Genomic DNA, 19,425 nt, shown 5'->3' on the forward strand with positions numbered 1-19,425 from the left:
CATATGGATGGTTAGGAAAAATAGAGGATATATCGCGCTTTTTCTGTTGCCGACTGTATTATTATTCATTCTTGTCTATGCCGTTTCACTTGTCATTCTGTTCGGCACCTCCTTTACGGAGTGGTCGGCCGGGCGCAGTCCGGTGTTTACCGGGCTCGCTAACTATATTCAGCTGTTCACGGACGATTCTGATTTCCGCCAAAGCGCTCTGAATACGGGCATCTGGGTCCTGCTTCAGTCGACGATCCACGTGGCCATCGGTACCCTGTTTGCGGTCATTCTCAGCATGAAGGAATTCTACTGGAAGTTCGCACGCACGGTCTACATGTTTCCGAATATTATCTCGGGTGCGGCCGTAGGTATGCTGTTCCTGTGTATGCTCAATCCTGATTTCGGTGCGGTGAACAGTATTGCCCGCTTATTCGGCAATGCGGATTTCTCCCACAACTGGTTTATGGATTACGGTACAGCCTTTCTCTCGGTCACCATGACCTGGCTGCCTTATGCAGCGGTGGTTACAATCCTGATTCTGGCTGAGATTGCCGCCATTCCGGAGAGTCTGTTCGAGTCGGCGAAGATTGACGGAGCGAGCAACTTCAAGATCAACCTGTATATCATCATCCCTATGCTGCGCAATATTATCGGGACCTGCGTCATTCTGTCCGGAACAAGCATGCTGCAGAAGATGGATATTATCCTGATGACTACAGGGGGCGGACCCGGCAATGCAACGATGAACTTGCCTATATATATTTACAAGACCGCACTTATGGACAATAACTTCGGTTACTCCAACTCAGTGGGTGTTTTCCTAATCGGCTTTGGCTTGATCTTTGTCCTGCTGTGCCGAAATCTGTTCAGAATAGGCAGCTCCCAAAACTGAATGGAGCGGATGGGGTGAGAATATGAAAAAAAGTTTGGGTGTACTTAAGTATGGTTTTGTGCTGCTGATTGTCTTCTTGTCACTGGGGCCGTTTCTGTGGGTGCTGCTGGCTTCGTTCAAGACGAATGCCGAGATTCTGAGCAATTCACTCGGCTGGCCGAGCAGCTTCCAGTTCTCCAACTACACGAAGGCCTTCCAGATCGCGCCGATCTCCCGGTTCTACATCAACAGTGTGATCGTCGGGATCTTCGGGACGCTGCTGAATCTGCTGCTGCTGGGAATGTCCGGCTATGTTCTGGCACGTTTTCAATTCCGCGGCAAAAAGCTGCTGATGGCCGCGTTCTCCCTGTCTCTGCTGATACCCGGTGCGGCGATGCTGCAGCCGCTGTATCTGACCGTAAATACGCTTGGTCTGTATGACAAGCTGATCGGCCTGATTATCGTATACACCGGCTTCGGCCTGCCGGTCTCGCTCTATATCCTGTCCAGCTACTTCCTGACCGTTCCGAAGGAAATGGAAGAATCGGCTTACCTGGACGGCGCGAGCTTCATCCAGACGTTCTTCCGGATTATTCTGCCGATCTCGAAGCCGGGCTTCGGTACGGCGGGTGTCATGCAGTTCCTGCTCTGCTGGAATGAATTCCAGTTCGCAATCATTCTGACAACAGGCAATCAGAGCCGGACCCTGCCGCTGGCCCTTTATTATTTCAAAAGCCAGTTTGCCAGTGACTACGGCGTCATGTTCGCCGCTACGATGGTTGTCATCATCCCGAGTATCGTGGTCTATATCCTGCTGCAGGAGCAGGTGGTATCCGGACTTGCTGCGGGAGCGGTGAAGGGATGATGAACCGGAGGATGACAGCAAAGGAAGATACCGGGGAAGCGGGGGGTTACCGATGAATGAGAATAACTTGTGGTGCCTGAAGGAAGATGGCTATCAGGCCTCACTGCATAAGCATTACGAGGGGTTGTTCACCCAGGGAAACGGCTACATGCATATCCGCGGAAGCTTTGAGGAGGGATGCAGCGATGCGCCCCAGGATGAGGAATACCTGCGTTTCCCGGATAATGTCACGCTGGAGAAGCCGCGGCATCTGAAGTCCAAGCAGGGAACCTATATTCCGGGCATTGTAGCGCAGCATCCGCTGCTGAAGGAGGAGATTGTCAATCTCCCTTATATTCTCGGATTTGAGTTCCAGGCTGCGGGCGGGCGGCTGGATATGGACCGCTCGCGGATCAGCGGCTATTCACGCTGGCTGGATCTGCGGGACGGCAGTCTTCACCGCTCCTTCATCTGGGAGACGGCAGAGGGAATGCAGCTGAAGTGTACCTTCGGGCGCTACTTGAGCATGGCGGATACGCATCTGTGCATCCAGGAGGTGCAGCTTGAGGTGCTGGCCGGCGGAGGAAGGCTTGAGGTGGCCGCCGCCCTCCGGGCGGATGTGCGGACTAACGGGATGAATCACTTCGCGCAGATTATTCCTGCAGCGCAAGCGGAGGGCAGCCTGTCACTTGAGACGCTGACGGCAGGGGGCAATCAGATCATCATGCTTTCTGCGCTGGAAGCCTCCCGTGCGGTAGTATGGCATGAAGAGAATACCCCTGAGAGAGCTGCGCTTCGCGGGGAGTTCGTGCTTGCGGCCGGGGACCGGCTGACGCTCAGCAAGCTGACTGCGGTGACAACAGACCGCGATATGGAGGAAGGCGGAGCCGGCAGCCGGGCGCAGGCGCAGCTGAAGCTGGCGCGCGAATTAGGCCGGGAGCAGCTGTATGAGCGGCATGCGGCGGGCTGGAAACGCAAGTGGCAGGCGGCGGATATGGTCATCAAGGGTGATGACCACGCCCAGCTCAGCGTCCGCGCTTCACTCTATCATCTGATCCGCGCGAATGCGGAGCAGGACGCCCGGGTTGCGATCTGTGCCAAGGGTTATGCCGGCGAGGCTTATTTCGGCAGATATTTCTGGGATACAGAGATTAACCTGCTGCCGTTCTTCCTGCATACCAATCCGCAGGCTGCGCGGAATCTCGTGCTGTTCCGCTACCATACGCTGGACGGAGCACGGCGCAATGCGCAGCAATATGGATACCGGGGAGCACGGTATGCCTGGGAATCCTCATTAGGCGGCGAAGAGCAATGTGCCAACTGGCAGTATGCCGATCATGAAGTTCATATAACAGCGGATGTAGTGTATGCACTGTATCATTACGTGCGGGCTACAGGGGATGAGGAATTCCTTGGGCAATACGGCATTGATATTCTGGTGGAGACCGCCCGCTACTGGTGTGACCGGGTGGACTGGAATAAGGAAGGGTTCTGCGAGCTGCTTGGCGTCATGGGGCCGGATGAATATTTGCCGCTCACCCGGAACAATGCCTTCACGAACCGGATGGTCAAATTCAGCCTGGAGCAGACTGCCAGCTGTCTGGACAGCCTGCAGGAGAATCAGCCGGAGCGTTATGCGGCTGCGGCTGAGCGGCTGAATATCGGTACTGAGGAGCGGGAGCTCTTCTTACACACGGCAGAGAAGCTAAGGCTGCCTTATGACAGCGGGACGGACATTGTTCCGCAATCCGATGATTTTGCCCAGTATGCGGATCTGGATTTCGACCGCATCTGGACCGACAGATCCAGACCCTTCGGCCATTTCATCTCCCAGGAGCGCAATTACCGCTCCAAGGCGCTGAAGCAGGCCGATGTCCTGGAACTCATGCTGCTGTTCCCGCAGGAATTCTCCGGGGAGCAGCTGAAGGCGGCTTATGAGTATTACGAGCCGCTCACAACGCATGATTCTTCCCTGTCCGTTGCCGTGCACGGCATTATCGCCTCCTGGCTGGACCGGAAGGAGACTGCGGCAGCGTTCCTGCAGCGGGTGATGGCGATTGATCTCTCGGCGGAGAAGAAAGGCGCTGCTGAAGGAATTCATATCGCCAATTGCGGCGGCCTGTGGCAGCTAATCGTATACGGATTCGCCGGTCTTGGCAGTGCAATGTGGACCGGGGAGATTCAGCTGGCGCCCCGGCTGCCTGCGGGCTGGGAGGAGCTGAGCTTCCCGCTGGCCTGGCGGGGGGAACGTTACCGGATTACGGTTCATCCGGATTCTTATGAGGTGTGTAAGCTGAATGGAGGGGACGATGCTGCGAACACAACCCTTTGAGGCGGCTATCTTCGATCTGGATGGCGTCATTGTCGATACCGCGAAATATCATTATCAAGCCTGGAGGCGTCTTGCCGGAGAGCTCGGCTTCGGGTTCAGCGAAAGCGCCAATGAGCAGCTGAAGGGTGTCAGCCGGATGGACTCGCTTGAGCTTCTGCTGCGCTCCGGCGGAGTAACCGGTTTGACTCCGGAACAGAAGGAGGAGCTGGCTTCCCGCAAAAACGAATGGTACAAGGAGCTGCTTGAGACGCTTACACCGGGCGACGTCTTGCCCGGTGTAAGCAGCTTTCTAAGTCATCTGCGCTCAAAGGGAATCCGGACAGCAATTGCCTCTGCCAGCAGGAACGCTCCGCTCATTCTGGAGAAGGTGAAGATCCGGGCGATGTTCGATGCCGTGGTGGACGGGAACAGCATTGCGAAGGCGAAGCCGGACCCGGAGGTCTTCCTGCAGGCCGCCCGGCTGCTCGGCGCTGCTCCGGAGAACTGTTATGTCTTTGAAGATGCGGAAGCCGGTGTAGAAGGCGCGATCCGGGCCGGCATGCGTGTTGCCGGCATCGGAGACGGGCAGCTGCTTGCCCGGGCCCATCTTACCGTCACCAGCTTTGAACAGCTGGAGCCCGTATTCCTGCTGGGGCAGATCGGTGCAGCCGGCCGGAGAGAAGAGGGGAGCGGGCGGGATGAGTGATGAGCGGGCTGACAAGGAGCGGACAAGCGGAGAAGGGATAAGCGAATTGACGCTGGCGCAGCTGCAGCCGGATGTTCCGCAGCCGCTGCCGGAAGGCGGCTATGTTACATTGACGCTGCTTACAGATCCCTTCGGCTTGCAACTGCACCAGCTGACTGTATCAGGTGGCCGGCTGGTCATTACCGTGATTCTGGAGCGGGGGATGGACATCGGGGAAATCCGGCTGGACGGCGAGAAGATCAGTTGGGAGCGTGATGAGCGTTATCTGCTGCATCCGGAGCAGGTGGATTTGGCCGACAACGAGCATTCCGGCTGGGATTCAGGCTTCTATGCGGCGGTAGCGGCCATAGGCCCTGAAATCTTCGGCACCCCGGATGAGCTCAGAACCGTCCACGGGACCGGGTCTTACTCCCCGGCCTTGCCGGAGTCGGTGCGGCTGAGCTGGGATGACCGGCAGATTTGCCTGGAGGGCAATGTTCCGGTCAGAGGTTACGGGCCGCAGCCTGTGTACGACAAAATCATCCGGATCGTAACCCGTCCCGGGGCAGCCACGCTGCTCCGGGAGGATACGGTGCGGAATTTGACGGATAGCGCCCAGCCGGTGGATGACGGATACCATATCCAGCTGGCAGGGCCTTTCATGTCGGAGGGCGGAAGCTATGTCCTGCCGGTCTTGCCGGAGACTATGCTGCTCCGTGATTCGGCTCCGCCGGAGGCAGACCCGCTAGCCGTCTATGATACGGGCACGAAGCTGGACCCGATCCGCTGCTATCAGTATGTTCCTGAACGGGTAGAAGGACTTGCGGATCTGCCGCAGGTCCGTGATTACCACGTTGCTATTGGCGGGGAGCATGAGCTGACGGCCGAAATGCTGGTGAACACAGGCCAAGACGCCGCTGCCTATGTCATTCGCTCGCTGCAGGATTATCCCCGGTCCCTGATCGCCAAGCGGGCCATCACGGACCGGATGTATGCGCTGGAGCCTTGTAAGACAAGGCCCAATTCCCTGAAGCAAAAGACGATCGACGGCGAAACTGTCTATCTCGCACCCCATGGCCAAAGTACAGGCTGGATCATCATCGGGGCATCGCGTGATCCGCAGGAAATAGCCGCCCTTACGCAGATGATCCGCAGTGCGGCTAAGTAATTGATACCATGAGGCTGTAGCGCAGGCTTCAGCCAAGAATAGATGAAATTAGTCATACCCAGCGCCGGCAGATTTCCGGCGGCTGGGTATTTTTTTGGGCTATTGCCGGGTTTGCTCAAAGGTTGCCCGCTTTGACAATCACCGAGCTGCGATATTATGCAACAGGTGTGCAGCAGCGGGGGTCAACGAGCCCAATGTATGTGAAAAACCGAATACAATGAGCTACTGCGGAGGTAAATGTCCAAATGTGTGTGAAAAACCGAATACAATGTGCAGCAGCGGGGGGTAATGGTCCAAATGTATGTGAAAAACCATATACAATGAGCTGCTGCGGAGGTAAATAGTCCAAATGTATGTGGAAAACCGAATATAAAAAGCTCCCCCCGGACAATGTTCCGGGGGGAGCTTTTTACCTTATAGAACTACTACTAACACTGTCTACGTTACAACTTACCGCAAATAGTTCATCAGAATCTGTGCAGCTTCTGCGCGGGTGGCGGAAGCCTGCGGAGCGAAGGAGCCATCGGCCCGTCCGTTCACGAAGCCGAGCGCTGCCGCTGCTGCTACATCTTCTGCTGCCCAGCTAGAAATGTCTGAAGCATCCTTCATGTCCAGGCTGGCCGGTGCTTCCGGCGCTGAACCCTGCTGCAGACGGTAAGCCCGCATCAGAATGACGGTCATCTCTTCCCGGCTGATCGGAGCAGCCGGCTGGAAGGAGCCGGAGGAACGGCCGGTAATCAGGCCGGCTTCCACCATGCCGGACACGGCGCCGGCGTACCAGGCCTCCGCCGGAACATCGGCGAAGGCGGTCTGTCCGCTGCCGCTTAACTGCAGTGCGCCTGCGATCAGCTGCACGAATTCTGCTCTGGTAATATTCCGGCCCGGCTGATAAGCCTGCTCGGAAATGCCTTTGATCAGGTGCTTCGCTGACAGCGCGCGCAAGGCGTCGAAGGCCCAGTGCGCGGCTGGCACGTCGCTGAATTGCTTGGAGTACTCAAGCAGCGCGTATGTGCCGCTGCCGTCAAGCTTCGCATTCAGCTTGCCCGCTTCAGCTGCTCCGCCCAGGTAAGTGAGCGTGCCGTCACTGCCTACCCGGTACAGGCCGAGCAGTCGCTGGTTAAGCCCTTCATCGGCCAGCCAGCTTAAGGCCACTGGTGCAGCAGTCTTCTCTGCACGGTGGACGGTTCCGTCCGCCAGGATCAGGCTGAGATCATAATCCAGCAGCTTGCCCTTCAGGGCTACACCGGCTTCGGTCTTCAGTGCAGCTTGCGCCAGCGCTTTGAACTCTGCCCTGAGTACAATTTTTGCACCGCCGGATGCTGCAGCAGTAACGCTTCCGGCCAGTTGCTTCAGCATATCCGGTGCCAGTACAAGTGAGATTCCGTCTCCCTGTACAGACAGGGAATGGGTGCCGAGCAGCTCCCCGGCATTCACCGGAAGCTCAACTGCAGCTGCTTGCCCTACCTGCACGGTAACGACTCCATTTACCGCAGGACCGCTCAGCTGAGCCGCTGTAATAGCTGCCACCGCAGGCTTGGCAGTCGCATTTGGCACTGGCGTTGCACTTGGCACTGGTGTTGCTGCCGGACGCGGTGTTGCCGGCGGATCAGTCGGTGTCACCGGCGGGTTCGTAGGTACAACCGGCTGGCGGTTCACGGTAAGCTCAAGCGGCTCCGTATTAACCGTATCCTTGTATGCAAGGCCGCCGATCAGACGGGTGTTGCTTACTTCTGCCTTATAGGCACCCGCATCAGCCAGCGCGGCCTTCTCCAAAATCAGGCTGCTGCCGGTGGCGCCGTCCAGGACAAGACCGTCCTTCAGCCAGCGGTAGCTGAGTTCTCCATACACGGAGCTTGCTACCACATTAAAGGTTACTGGAGCACCTTCTGTTACCGGATGGGCCGTCACCGTGAACGACTGGACAGCCGGAAGCTCATGGGCCGGATAGACCTTGAGCAGCAGCTCCGTTCCGGTAATGACTTCCGGGCTCGCCTCAGCTTTGCCGGTCAGTACAACGCGGTAGGCGGTCCCGTTATCTTCAATTAGCGGTGTGAACCGGTATACGGCACCAGTAACACTGGCTACCGGCTGCCAGGTGCTGCCGCCGGCTTGTTTCATTTCCCAGTTGATGGACGCAATGTCCCCTGTCGTATCAACCAGAAGGGTTACGGGTTCGCCTTCCACAGTCTCAAGTGCAGACGGCAGATCTGCCGTGAAGGCAGGCGTGATCCATTCGGCTTCAGCCGGAATGACTTGCAGCGTATATTCCTGTTCGCCGGTTACGCCGCTTTCGTCAGTAACGACGGCCTTATAACGGTAGCCGCTCATTGCTGTGGCCAGCTCCGGCAGGATTAGCGTGTCGCCCGAACCCACCGGTTCGCCGTAGCCTGCTCCCTTATCCGCATACCAGGTGTAGGACAAGATACCTTCACCCTGAGCAGCAGCGCGGAGCACGCCTTCGGTTCCTTCACGCAGCGAGCCTTCACTGACGATCTGTACTGCCAGTGTCTTAAGTGTCCATTTCGCAGTCAGTGTTAATGCGCCGGGCACGGTCTGGGCGGCAAAATCCCATTTTGCTGCACCATTGTACCAGCCCTCCAGCGTATAACCTTTCTTGGCTACCTCCGGAGCGGTCAGCTTCTGGCCGTATACAGCCTGGATGACCGTCTGCGCCGGGCTTCCGCCATCGGCCTCGAAAGTGATGTTATAGTGCGTCAATGCGCTGATCTCGCTGTTGCTGAGATTGCGGATTTCGATTTTCATGCGCTGATTATCCAGTCCCTGGTCATCAGCCAGTCTCACCGTGGCCCCATCGTTTTTGGATGCGCCTTCTACAGTGATGACCTTATTATTGCTTTTGTTAACAATCGTATAGTAACTGCCGTCCTGCTCCAGCTTCCACTGCTGAGTATCCGGTATAGTTCCGGTAGCCTGCTTGTTCTGGCAAAGCTGCTGTATGGCTGAACCAGGGAGAATGTCGAGCACATGCCCGCTCTGAACGGACTGAATCTGGTAATAGCCTGTGCCCAGATCCAGGAACCGCCACAGCTGATTATTGCCGTCGCCGTTCGACCACTGGTTAATGACCGCCAGCGGACTGCTTGATACCTTGTCTACGTCCAAGGCCTTTCCGCTGTGCTTCGGCTGGATTTTGAGCATTTTCTCCGGAGTGATCTTCCCGGCAATCGAGCTCATGAAGCCGCCGCTGGCCTGATCAATGGTGAGGCTGTCGATATTGAATCTTCCGGTATCCCCTTGCTCACGGACGAATTCAATGACATTATTTCCGGCATTCAGGTTCACCAGCTCGGTACTGTTGTTCCATGTATCCCAGTCCTTTGTCGGCAGCAGGGATACTTGCTTCACCCTCTGGCCGTTGATGTACATTGACATGGTTATATTGGCGCTCTGCTGGCCGGAATACCGCAGGGTTGAGGTATAGGCAGCGGTATTCGGAACGTTAACCTTGAACTTCAGCGAATCGCCAGTTTTCTCAAATCCGCCTACAAAGCCGTTGCCTTCATACCATAAATGATCTTTCCCGATTTGCAGACTGCCTGCCCGGGCGGAATCCTCTGCCTGATATCTCCAAGGTGTCCGTTTGTTCAAATGAATGCTGTCGATATTTATGATGCCGGAATGACCGGTTTCATTTTTATAAGTAATCGTATTGTTGCCTGCCTGCAGGCTTAATGTCTCCAGTTGCTCCTTCCAGACCGTAAGCCCGCCGGTAGCAGGGAGGGTTATGCTTTTAACATAGGTACCGTTCAAATACAGGCCAAAGATTGAGCCGGCAGCTTCCTTGGCATATCTCAGCTTTACATCATAAGATGCTGCATTCTCCACGTTAACAGCGAACTCTACGGAGGAGTCTGCTGCCGACAGCCCGCTTACATAACCTGTGCCCAGGTTGCCGGCGTCTTTGGTATACTCAACCGCAGTATCACCTGCGCCGGACAGCTTTGCGTCCTCGGCCCCGTAATGCCAGGTGGTGGCTTCGGTCACGGTGATATAGTCCAGATTGACATTACCGGTGTTGCCGGCGTCGTATTTATACGTGATCGTATTTTCCCCTTCCTGCAGGAAAACATTATCATACCGGTCAGCCCAGCTGTCCCAGCTTTTCAGGCTGAAGAAGTCGACCTGCTTAATCTTTTGCCCGTTTACATACATGCTCAGGGTCCGGTCATCATCGAATCCGAGGCTGTAGCCCAGATTCACCGAATAGCTGCCTGCAGCCGGAGCATTTACCTTGAAGCTGACCGCAGAACCCGAAGTCCACAGCCCGCCGGCAAATCCGGTTCCGCTGTAACCCGGGTGGTCGTTGTCGGCCTTGGCATTTCCCGTCAGCACGGCATTTTCTGCTTCGTACAGAGTGCTTCGCTTGATAATCATGGCATCCAGCGCCAATGCGCTCTTGCCGGACAGGCGGATCGTATTGCTGCCTGCGTTAAGCTTGATGTTATAAGCGGACTTCAGATCAAAGTTTGCTTCGAAGCCTGCATTGGAGGCGAAGATCAGCTCCCGGTCAGCCTCCTGGTTAACGCCTAATTTCATAGCCACTGCATCCGTTGTATTGTTGTTGTATCTGAAATCCAGGGAATAGGTGCCCTCAGTGCCGGTATTAACCGTAAACTCAATATAGTCATTTTCGCTGCTGTTATTGAATTTCTCATATATGCTGCCTGAGGCATAAGCGCTTTTTCCGGTAATTCTGGAAACGCCGGATACCTTTGCGTCCTCGGCTTCATAGATTTCGCTTTTTTCCTCTCCGGATGGTCTGTTCAGGACCGTACCGGGGTTAGAAGGGATGCCGAGATTGATGAAATCATTATCATCCCAATGGATCCGCTGCGCCCGGATGCCTCTGTTGCCGCCGCCTTGTCCATGGGTCGGTATACCGTGATAGAGAATCCAATCCTCGGTGTTGTCCTCAGACTTCAGGAACAGCGGTGAGCCCGGTCCATACGAGCTGTTCTCATCGGATCTGGTCATCGCCGGCTCCGGATGCTTGACCCATGACTTGGCATCCATCACATCAGAAGCGGCATCCGCTACGGATACGCCTACTGAATAGTTATCATTCATGAAGCTGCTTGCCGAGTACGCGAAATAGATTTTGCCGTTCCGCTCAACCACCGCAGCGCCTTCGTTGATATTGTCGCCGTGCTTTTCCCAGTCGTATACCGGCGTAGCCACCATACCTTCAGGACCTTCCAGGGTCCACGGGTTCTTCATTTTGACAATCGTCGGGCTCTCATCAAATTTCGTAGCCCCCGGATTCTTGGGGTCCTCGAAATAATAGTATTTCGTGTAGGTGAAGTAGGTTTCTCCTTTGATGGACACAATCCCGCAGGCTAAACCGAAGCCCTCCGTATTCAGCAGCCCCTGCTTGGCAGTAACCTGTCCGTCGCTGTCCTCATTAGAGGATTCCCCCTTCAGCGTCCACGTGCCTTCAAAAGGATCGGGCGAGGGATTCTCCAGAACGTAGGAGCTTGGATGCCCGTAACCGAAGCTGTCCTCCGGGCCGGAGGCGAAATACAGGTACCATTTGCCTTCCAGCCTGTAAATATAAGGGCCCCACACATAGCCGAAATTAGCAGGCTTCTTCCAGACGACTTTGCTCTTGGCTGTGGATACTCCGAGAATCGTCTCGTGCCGCTTCAAGGTAATGTTATTATCTCCGGAAGAAGCAGAATAGTAGTAGCCGTCCGCAGCCCTGGCAATCGTAGGGTCGGCCCCGCCCATAAGCGGGTTGACGTAGTTAGAGGTGACCTCTGCAAAAGAGATGCCTGACATCAATAATGAAAGTATTAATACCAGGGGGAGCAACTTTAAGCTTTTTTTCCTCATAATAGTCTCCTTATCTAATCCGTGGTGATGTGGTGATGCTTACATGCTCTGATTGCTAAACGGCAGCTGACTTTATCCCCTCCTCCAAGAACTGCGACTGTTATTGAAACCGCTTTCTATTGTTTGTACCGCTACGCATTCATTATAAAATAAGAGCGGAACTGTTTTTCCGCATCATGTTTTACGTTATTTTGAGTGTTTCTGCCTGCAGGCGGGGGAACGTGGACAGGAGAGCGGTAATCTTGCATTTTTTTTAGTTTTCTTATGATATTTTTACTCTGTACAATCACGCAACAAATGTTTACATTCTTTGTATAATTATAGTGAGACTGGAATCCGGATCTGATAAAAAAGATAAATGACAGTCTAAGAAAAAGGCTATAAACAGGGGGGACCATGTTGACGGAAATAAATTATCCAATTAAAAATCCATCACGAATTGAAACCATCATAGGCATGATTATTATTATATCTTGCCATTCAATTCTTCTATCGAGATTATGGGATCAGAGGGGAATATTCTACGTTTTGTCAATAACGGTTCTTTTGTGTTTAGTTTTACTGTTCCTGGCATTCTACATAACATTTTTTAAGAAACCAACCGGGTTAAGCCTGTCCAATGAGCAGATTTTCTTAAATGGCAATATTATTAATCCAAAGGATATTAAAGTGATAATGATCAGGGGGTACTTTAAGCCTGTTATTGGAATATTACCTCACAAGAGGAGGATCGTCCCACTCAATATGGCATTCAGGTATTCAGAGGATGAAGATAAAGGTATCTCAAATTTAAAAAGCTGGGCAACAATGAATAATGTAAAGATGGTCAACAGATCGTTTCAAACGTGGATATAAGATTAGTAGAAGAACAATAGGGAGGAATCATAGACAGGGAATCACTCATTTTTACTTAGAGCAAGTTACGGGTGGCCTGACATGGGACTACCGCTCATGTTATAACTGTAATTTGTACAACTATAACGCTTCATTATTGCGAAGAAACATTTTTAATTGCACTTTGTACACTTATAAATTATTTCTTTGCTGTAAAAGAACAAATTCCCTATTTTTAATTGTACGGAATACAGTTATCCCTAGATATGCGGGTTTTCGCCGGCTTTTAATTGCACAAAATACATTTATTATCCGCTATTGGCTCCACGCTGCTAATGAAACCCCTCTTCATGCCTTAATCTTAGTTCCATAAAAAAGTACAGCTGAATCAGATCGATTCAACTGTACACATTTTTGAATTATGCAGTTAAATTACGCCTTCTCCGCCAATAGCCGTTGCTGTGAATGCTATCGGCCCAAATAAGTTTAAAGGCAGGCTGCTGTCATTTTGTATGATTAATTCATAGTTGTGGATTCCAAGATAAGGACCGTCAACCCACAGAACATTGATTTGAGTATCAGTAATTGTAGTATAACGGAAAACAGATCTATAAATATCGGTCCCAGCCCGCCGGATCAAAACGAAAAATGGACCATCCGCAGGTGCGGTAAGACTAAAACTGCCTTTTAATTCGACTCTGCTGGAGAAAGAGGCAGGATTAGCCGGACTAATATTTACCTGTGCTGTAGCCAGACTTGCCCCGGCTCCGGGAATCCCTGCAACGGTTACAACCGTAGTAAACGGGTCTAACGGCATTTTTGCCTGCGAACCATAGCTTATTATTGTTGCCATCTATCATCACTCCATTTCAAAGGTATACGTTATTATATTGTGAACCGCAATGATAGAGTGGACTAAGCTCCTGATGATTATATACATTTAGCCGGCTGTTACAGCGCTCGCAGGCGGAAATATTTATTCGGAGAGTTGATTTCTTCGATGATATTATTCTACTATGAACGAATAACATCTAAGAGGTGAACGAATGAAGTATCATGAATTTAGTATCGGACAGGTCTTTAAGACCAAATCTCTAAGGATAACCCATGAGAATATTAAGAGCTTTGCGGCTGAGTATGACCCGCAGTATATGCATCTGGATGAAGAGAAGGCCGGACAGGGCAGATTCAACGGCATTATTGCCTCCGGGATTCAGACGCTGGCGGTCTCGTTCAAGCTCTGGGTAGAGACTGGGAGTTATGGCGAGGATGTTATTGCCGGCACAGCGATGAATCATATTAAATTTATTAAGCCCGTATTTCCGGGAGATGAGCTGCATTGTGTTATCGAAGTCATCGGTCTGAGCAGCAAGAAGAATGAGACGGGACTGGTTACCGTGTCGCTCTCAACCTTCAACCAGGCGGATGAGAAAGTGTTTGCCGGGGAATTAACGGTGCTAGTTAACAAACAGCAGCAAGTTTAGCTGCCATCTTATGGATATGATACTGCTGCGGTTTAAACCTCCTGTCAGGCGGGTAAATGAGGACAAACACTCCTATAGGAGAAAGGCGGTAATCGTATGCTGTGGGGATTAATCGGACTCGTTGTTGTGGCTTGGCTGCTCGGATTTATCTTTGATGTGATGGGCAATTTAATTCATTTGTTGCTGTTTGTCGCCGCGGTCCTGTTCGTGGTCAATCTGTTCCGGGGACGTTCCCGGGGTTAGCTGAGTTAACTAAACGGCAAAGCACGCGGCTCCTGCTTACGGGGCGCGTGCTTTTTTGTCTGTTCCTGATGTTCATGGGCGGCAGCTGCTTGATCCCGGTCCAGTCTGGACACGTCCCCTTGTGAAATTTATAATGTAATGACTATCATCACACAATACGCAGCTATTCTATTGCAGAACATGCAGCCTGAAGGAGGAGAATCAATGAGTAAACCAATTATCGCTGTCGATATGGACGATACAATCTGCCATCTCGTCAAACGTGCGATCTACCACAACAACATTGAGTTTCCTACGCATCCGCTTCGTTACGAAGATATGATCGACTGGAATACGGATCATCTGCGCCACCCGGACAGTACCATGGACCTGTTCTTTGGCCGGCCCGGCCTGTACGAGGAGCTTGAGCTGTTCGATGAATATGTCGTTGAAGAGATGGAGAAGCTTCATAACGCCTATGATGTCATTATTGTAACGGCTGCTGTACCCAAAACGGTGCTGGAGAAATGGAACTGGCTGCAAAAGCATATGCCGTACATCCCGGCAGAGAATTTCTTCACCGCGAAGCGGAAGCAGCTGCTCGGCTTCGATCTGCTGATCGATGACGGCCCGCATAATCTGCTGCCCGCCGTCCAGGCGGGGCGGAAGGTGCTCTGTATTCCGCATCCCTGGAACCTGAGAGCCAGGGAGGAATATGCGTTTCCGCTGATGACCTCCTGGCAGGGTGCGAAGGAGCGGGTGGATGAGATTTTGCAGGGCCGGCGTAGCCGCTTGGCCTTCTAGGCGCACGGATGGGGATGAGGGGCGGAAATGCCCCTGAATTCCCTGAAAGTAGCCCTGGGTGGGGAAACTAGGGGGACTTATGGATCTCAGTCCATACAGTAAACGGTCACACACCGGTTAATAAGTACATAGTGTAGCGTTACGGACATGAGAGGCGTTAAGAGGCGGAAAAGCGGCTGAATGCAGGCCTAACGGACATCAGCGCCGTTATTTCACCAGAAAAGTGAAGATATCACACGAAAAGTGGCGAATAAAGGCCGTGGTGTCCGCAAACCCGTCAAATGGAGCAAAAACGGGCTGATAAGGGCTGTGGTGTCCGTAGTGACCGAAGTGCTCGAAGTGACCCGAAGTACCCGAAGTGACTAAAGTATGCAATGTGACTATAGTGACCAAAGTAACAGAAGCACGCAAACAACCAAAGTACCCAAAGTGTCCAAGGTATGTAAAGTGACCCAATTACCCAAAGTACCTGATGTGTCCGCCAGATGGTGTTCGTATTGACCTGGGGAGTTGGTGTTTTGTCCTCTATATTCCACTCTGAAGCCCCTAATTACAGCAAAAGTGAGCAATGAGAGGGGAATAGGGGCACTAATGCCCCCGAATCCTCCAAGTGCCCCTCGTTCCTCCAGAGCCGGCAATTCCAAAGTAAACGACAAAAAGGCTGTCTACGCAAGTAGAGTTCCTACTTCCGGAGACAGCCTTTTGTCATATCGATTTAGGAGGCCTGCTCAAACTGGCTGTTATACAGCTCGGCGTAGAAGCCGTTCTTCGCCAGCAGTTCCGCATGGCTGCCGCTCTCCAGGATGTCGCCGTCCTTCAGGACAAGAATGACATCGGCGTTCTTGATGGTGGAGAGCCGGTGGGCGATGACGAAGGAGGTTCTGCCCTCCATCAGCTGGTCCATTGCCTGCTGAATCAGCAGCTCTGTCCGGGTATCGACCGAGCTGGTCGCTTCGTCAAGGATGAGCATCGGCGCATTCTTCAGCATGGCGCGGGCGATGGTCAGCTGCTGCTTTTGTCCGGCGGATAAGTTGACCTTGTCGTTCAGGACTGTATTATATCCGTCACTGAGCGACTGGATGAACCGGTGCAGGCCGACGGCTTTGCAGGCTTCCATCAGCTGATTCTCTGAAATTCCCTGCTGATTGTAGATCAGGTTCTCTTTGATCGTGCCCTCGAACAGCCAGGTATCCTGCAGGACCATGCAGAATTGATCATGGATATTCTCCCGTGTTAAGCTGCTGATCGGCGTGTCATCAATGTAGATTTCGCCGCCGGTCAGCTCATTGAAGCGGATCAGCAGATTGACGAGCGTGGTTTTGCCTGCACCGGTCGGGCCGACGATGGCGACCTTTTGCCCGGGCTTCACATCTGCCGAGAAGTTCTTGATCACGAGCTTCTCCGTGCCTTCATACGCAAATTGCACCTGTTCAAACTTCACTTTCCCCTTAGCTGTAGCCAGGGTACGCTCCTTCGCACTCTCGTCCTCCATTTCCTCAGCTTCAAGGAATTCAAACACGCGTCCTCCGGCTGCGGTGGCCGACTGCATATTCTGTGCAGCCTGGGCTACCTGGGCCAGCGGCTGGGTGAAGAAGCGGACGTACATAATGAAGGCGACAATGACCCCGAAGGAGATTGTCCCGTTCAGCGCCATTACAGCCCCGACGACACAGACGGCGACAAAGCCGAGGTTACCGATAAAGCCCATCAGCGGCGGCATCAGCCCGGAGAGGAACTGCGCCTTGAAGGCACTGTCCTTCAGCTCCTTATTGAGCGACTGGAAGGTGCTGCGCATCTGCGCCTCGCCGTTATAGGCTTTGACTACGTTATGGCCGGTGTATACTTCCTCAACATGGCCGTTGATTTTACCCAAATATTCCTGCTGGCGGGCAAAATACTTCTGCGAGGCTTTCATAATTACCGCCATCAAGCCGAAGCCGATAACAGTAGCAACGATGGCGGTAACGGTCATGATTACATTGGTCTTCAGCATCATGATAATCGAACCGACGAACATTGCGGCTGCGGTCACGAGACTGCCGATGCTCTGATTCAGTGCCTGCCCGATCGTGTCTACATCATTGGTCACCCGGGAGAGGATATCACCGGTAGTCGACTTGTTGTAGTAGGAGATCGGCAGGCGGTTCATTTTGTGAGCCAGATCGGTTCTCAGCTTCTTCGAGACCTTCTGGGTAATGTTCGACATGATCAGGCCTTGGGAAAGTGACAGCACAGCACTGATGCTGTAGATCAGGACCAGTGTGAGGCCAATTGTCTTGATTCCTTCCAGATCGATACCACCGGCAAGCCCGGCTGTAATCTTGTCCGTCATTTCGGAGAGCTTATCCGGACCGAATAGAGTGAGCACCGTTCCGGCAGCTGCACAGATCAGCGCAATCACAATTACAGGGACATAGTTTCGGCAATAGCGGAGCAGCTTGCTCCAGGTGTTAGGTTCTTTGGTCTTCGTGCTCTTCGTACTCATTAGGCAAGCTCCTCCTTGGACAGCTGGGAATAGGCAATTTCCTGATATACGCTGCAGGTCTGCATTAATTCATCATGGGTTCCCTTTCCGGCAATCCGTCCGGCTTCCAGCACGATGATGGTATCCGCATCCTTGATGGTACCGATCCGCTGGGCGACGATCAGCTTGGTGGTGCCCTGGGCATCCTTCTTCAGCTCACTGCGCAGCTTGCGGTCGGTCTTATAGTCCAGCGCGGAGAACGAATCATCGAAGATCAGAATTTCCGGCCGCCGGGCAATCGCTCTGGCAATCGACAGGCGCTGCTTCTGCCCGCCGGAGAGGTTGGTGCCGCCCTGGGCGATATGGGCATCGTAATTGCCTTCAAGCTTCTCAACAAATTCCGAGGACTGGGAGGTATAGACCGCATCGACGATATCAGAGGTCATAAGCGATCCGGAGCCATTTTCGCCAAAAGCAATATTGGAGGTTACGGTTCCGCCGAACAGAACGGCCTTCTGGGAGACATAGCCCATTTTATTCCGCAGCACCTGCTGGTCGTATTCCCTGACATTGATGCCGCCTATCAGCACTTCACCTGCCGTAGCATCATAGAACCGGGGGATGAGGTTAACCAGAGTACTTTTGCCGCAGCCCGTTGATCCGATAAAAGCGACCGTTTCCCCCTTCTTCGCTGTAAAGCTGATATCCTCAAGGACATATTCCTCTGCATCGGGATATTTGAAGCTGACCCCTCTGAATTCCAGCTCATTCTCACGCTTCACAGGCAATTGGGTGACTGAGCCATTCTTCAGGCTAGGTGCGGTTTCCAGCACTTCGTTAATACGTTTGGCGGATACCTGAGCCCGCGGGAGCAGGATGAAGATCATAATCAGCATCATAAAAGCCATCACCACCTGCATGGCGTAAGAGGAGAACACAATCATATCGGATAACAGGCCCATCTTGGCGGTGCCTTCGGCTGCCTGAATAACTATAGCACCAATCCAGTAAATAGAGAGGCTGAGCCCGCTCATGATCAGGGTGATACTCGGCATAAGCATGGTCATCACATTGTTGGCGAACAGGTTGGTACGGGTCAGCTCATTGTTGGCGGCTGCGAATTTCTCTTCCTGATATTGCTCGGCATTGTACGCACGGATTACCCGCAGGCCGTTCAGATTCTCGCGGGAGACCCGGTTCAGGTTGTCAGTCAGCAGCTGCAGCTTTTTGAACTTGGGCAGGACAAGAAGGATACAGACGGCGACGATCAGCACGAGAATCCCTACAGAGGCCCCGGTTGCAAGTGACCACTGCCAGCTCTTGCCTGTAATCTTAAGGATCGCCCAGACCGCAAGAATCGGTGCCTTCACCAGCAGCTGCAAGCCGATCACAATCAGCATCTGCACCTGCGTAATATCATTGGTGGAGCGGGTAATCAGACTGGCTGTCGAGAAGCTGTTGATTTCCTCCATCGAGAAGGACTGTACCTTGTCGAACAAGGTGGAGCGGAGTCTCGCGGAGAAGTCGGCCGCAATTCTGGCGGCAATTCCCGCCACAACAACCGAGGTGGCCAGACTGCCCAGTGCACAGAGCAGCATCCAGCCGCCGGCGGCCATAATTTCGCTCATCTCACTGCCCGGGGTTTGAATCAGCTGGGTGATGTCCCTCATGTAATCAGGCAGCTCCAGATCGAGCCAGACCTGAACAACAATAAACATCAGGCTGACAGCGAACAGGAACCATTCTTTGGGTTCCAGTTTCTTAAGTAATTTCAGCATAAGAATGACTCCTCTACGTAATGAATAAGATGTGTAACTGATGATGCAATCGTACAGGAGGTTCATAAACTGAAAATTAACTTTTCGCTGAAAAAGCAGCAGCGGCTAATAAAATA

Annotated in this window: 13 protein-coding genes; 9 read left to right on the plus strand and 4 right to left on the minus strand. The window is 53.0% G+C overall.

Annotated features, from left to right (window positions below):
* Positions 1 to 7: 7 nt before the first annotated feature.
* Genes LOS79_RS01905 through LOS79_RS01925 form a run of 5 tightly spaced genes read left to right on the plus strand, consistent with a single transcriptional unit; the run spans position 8 to position 5,870 of the window.
* Entirely contained in the window at positions 8 to 883 is an 876-nt protein-coding gene (locus LOS79_RS01905; protein ID WP_315415869.1) for a carbohydrate ABC transporter permease, read from the plus strand.
* Between the two features lie 22 nt (positions 884 to 905).
* Complete coding sequence (locus LOS79_RS01910) at positions 906 to 1,727, plus strand: carbohydrate ABC transporter permease (protein WP_315415871.1); 822 nt, start codon at positions 906 to 908, stop codon at positions 1,725 to 1,727.
* Positions 1,728 to 1,779: 52 nt separating this feature from the next.
* Positions 1,780 to 4,038 (plus strand): glycoside hydrolase family 65 protein, encoded by a 2,259-nt coding sequence (locus tag LOS79_RS01915; protein WP_315415873.1) that lies wholly within the window; start codon positions 1,780 to 1,782, stop codon positions 4,036 to 4,038.
* Positions 4,016 to 4,723 carry a beta-phosphoglucomutase gene (gene pgmB / locus LOS79_RS01920; RefSeq protein WP_315415875.1) on the plus strand — a complete coding sequence of 236 codons (708 nt, stop codon included), beginning with the start codon at positions 4,016 to 4,018 and terminating at the stop codon, positions 4,721 to 4,723. Before LOS79_RS01915 ends, pgmB begins: the two co-directional genes overlap by 23 nt.
* Positions 4,716 to 5,870: a DUF4432 family protein gene (locus LOS79_RS01925; RefSeq protein ID WP_315415876.1), complete on the plus strand. Its 1,155-nt coding sequence runs from the start codon at positions 4,716 to 4,718 to the stop codon at positions 5,868 to 5,870. Before pgmB ends, LOS79_RS01925 begins: the two co-directional genes overlap by 8 nt.
* A 450-nt stretch (positions 5,871 to 6,320) precedes the next feature.
* On the opposite strand, the gene LOS79_RS01930 is transcribed toward LOS79_RS01925, so the two are convergent.
* Positions 6,321 to 11,669 carry a CBM35 domain-containing protein gene (locus LOS79_RS01930; RefSeq protein ID WP_315421930.1) on the minus strand — a complete coding sequence of 1,783 codons (5,349 nt, stop codon included), beginning with the start codon at positions 11,667 to 11,669 and terminating at the stop codon, positions 6,321 to 6,323.
* A gap of 450 nt (positions 11,670 to 12,119) precedes the next feature.
* Here LOS79_RS01930 and LOS79_RS01935 point away from each other — a divergent pair, with 450 nt between their 5' ends.
* Positions 12,120 to 12,578 (plus strand): hypothetical protein, encoded by a 459-nt coding sequence (locus LOS79_RS01935; protein ID WP_315415878.1) that lies wholly within the window; start codon positions 12,120 to 12,122, stop codon positions 12,576 to 12,578.
* Positions 12,579 to 12,984: 406 nt separating this feature from the next.
* On the opposite strand, the gene LOS79_RS01940 is transcribed toward LOS79_RS01935, so the two are convergent.
* A complete protein-coding gene (locus LOS79_RS01940; RefSeq protein ID WP_315415880.1) occupies positions 12,985 to 13,410 on the minus strand; it encodes a hypothetical protein in 426 nt (141 codons plus the stop codon).
* 193 nt (positions 13,411 to 13,603) lie between these two features.
* Here LOS79_RS01940 and LOS79_RS01945 point away from each other — a divergent pair, with 193 nt between their 5' ends.
* The 3 genes from LOS79_RS01945 to LOS79_RS01955 all read left to right on the plus strand — a co-directional run bounded on the left by LOS79_RS01945 (position 13,604) and on the right by LOS79_RS01955 (position 15,067).
* Entirely contained in the window at positions 13,604 to 14,041 is a 438-nt protein-coding gene (locus LOS79_RS01945) for a MaoC family dehydratase (protein ID WP_315415883.1), read from the plus strand.
* A gap of 96 nt (positions 14,042 to 14,137) precedes the next feature.
* Positions 14,138 to 14,284: a lmo0937 family membrane protein gene (locus LOS79_RS01950; protein ID WP_315415884.1), complete on the plus strand. Its 147-nt coding sequence runs from the start codon at positions 14,138 to 14,140 to the stop codon at positions 14,282 to 14,284.
* A 204-nt stretch (positions 14,285 to 14,488) separates the two neighbouring features.
* On the plus strand, positions 14,489 to 15,067 hold the full coding sequence (locus tag LOS79_RS01955) for a 5' nucleotidase, NT5C type (protein ID WP_315415885.1): 579 nt from the start codon (positions 14,489 to 14,491) through the stop codon (positions 15,065 to 15,067).
* Between the two features lie 715 nt (positions 15,068 to 15,782).
* Here the strand turns inward: LOS79_RS01955 and LOS79_RS01960 are convergent.
* Positions 15,783 to 17,552, minus strand: coding sequence for an ABC transporter ATP-binding protein (locus tag LOS79_RS01960; protein WP_315415887.1), 1,770 nt, complete (start codon positions 17,550 to 17,552; stop codon positions 15,783 to 15,785).
* Positions 17,552 to 19,309, minus strand: a complete 1,758-nt coding sequence (locus LOS79_RS01965) for an ABC transporter ATP-binding protein (RefSeq protein WP_315415888.1) — start codon at positions 19,307 to 19,309, stop codon at positions 17,552 to 17,554. The genes LOS79_RS01960 and LOS79_RS01965 overlap by 1 nt, the downstream gene beginning before the upstream one ends.
* Positions 19,310 to 19,425: the final 116 nt, after the last annotated feature.

Origin of the sequence: Paenibacillus sp. MMS20-IR301 (assembly GCF_032302195.1) — a bacterium.
Classification (GTDB): Bacteria; Bacillota; Bacilli; order Paenibacillales; family Paenibacillaceae; genus Paenibacillus_AQ.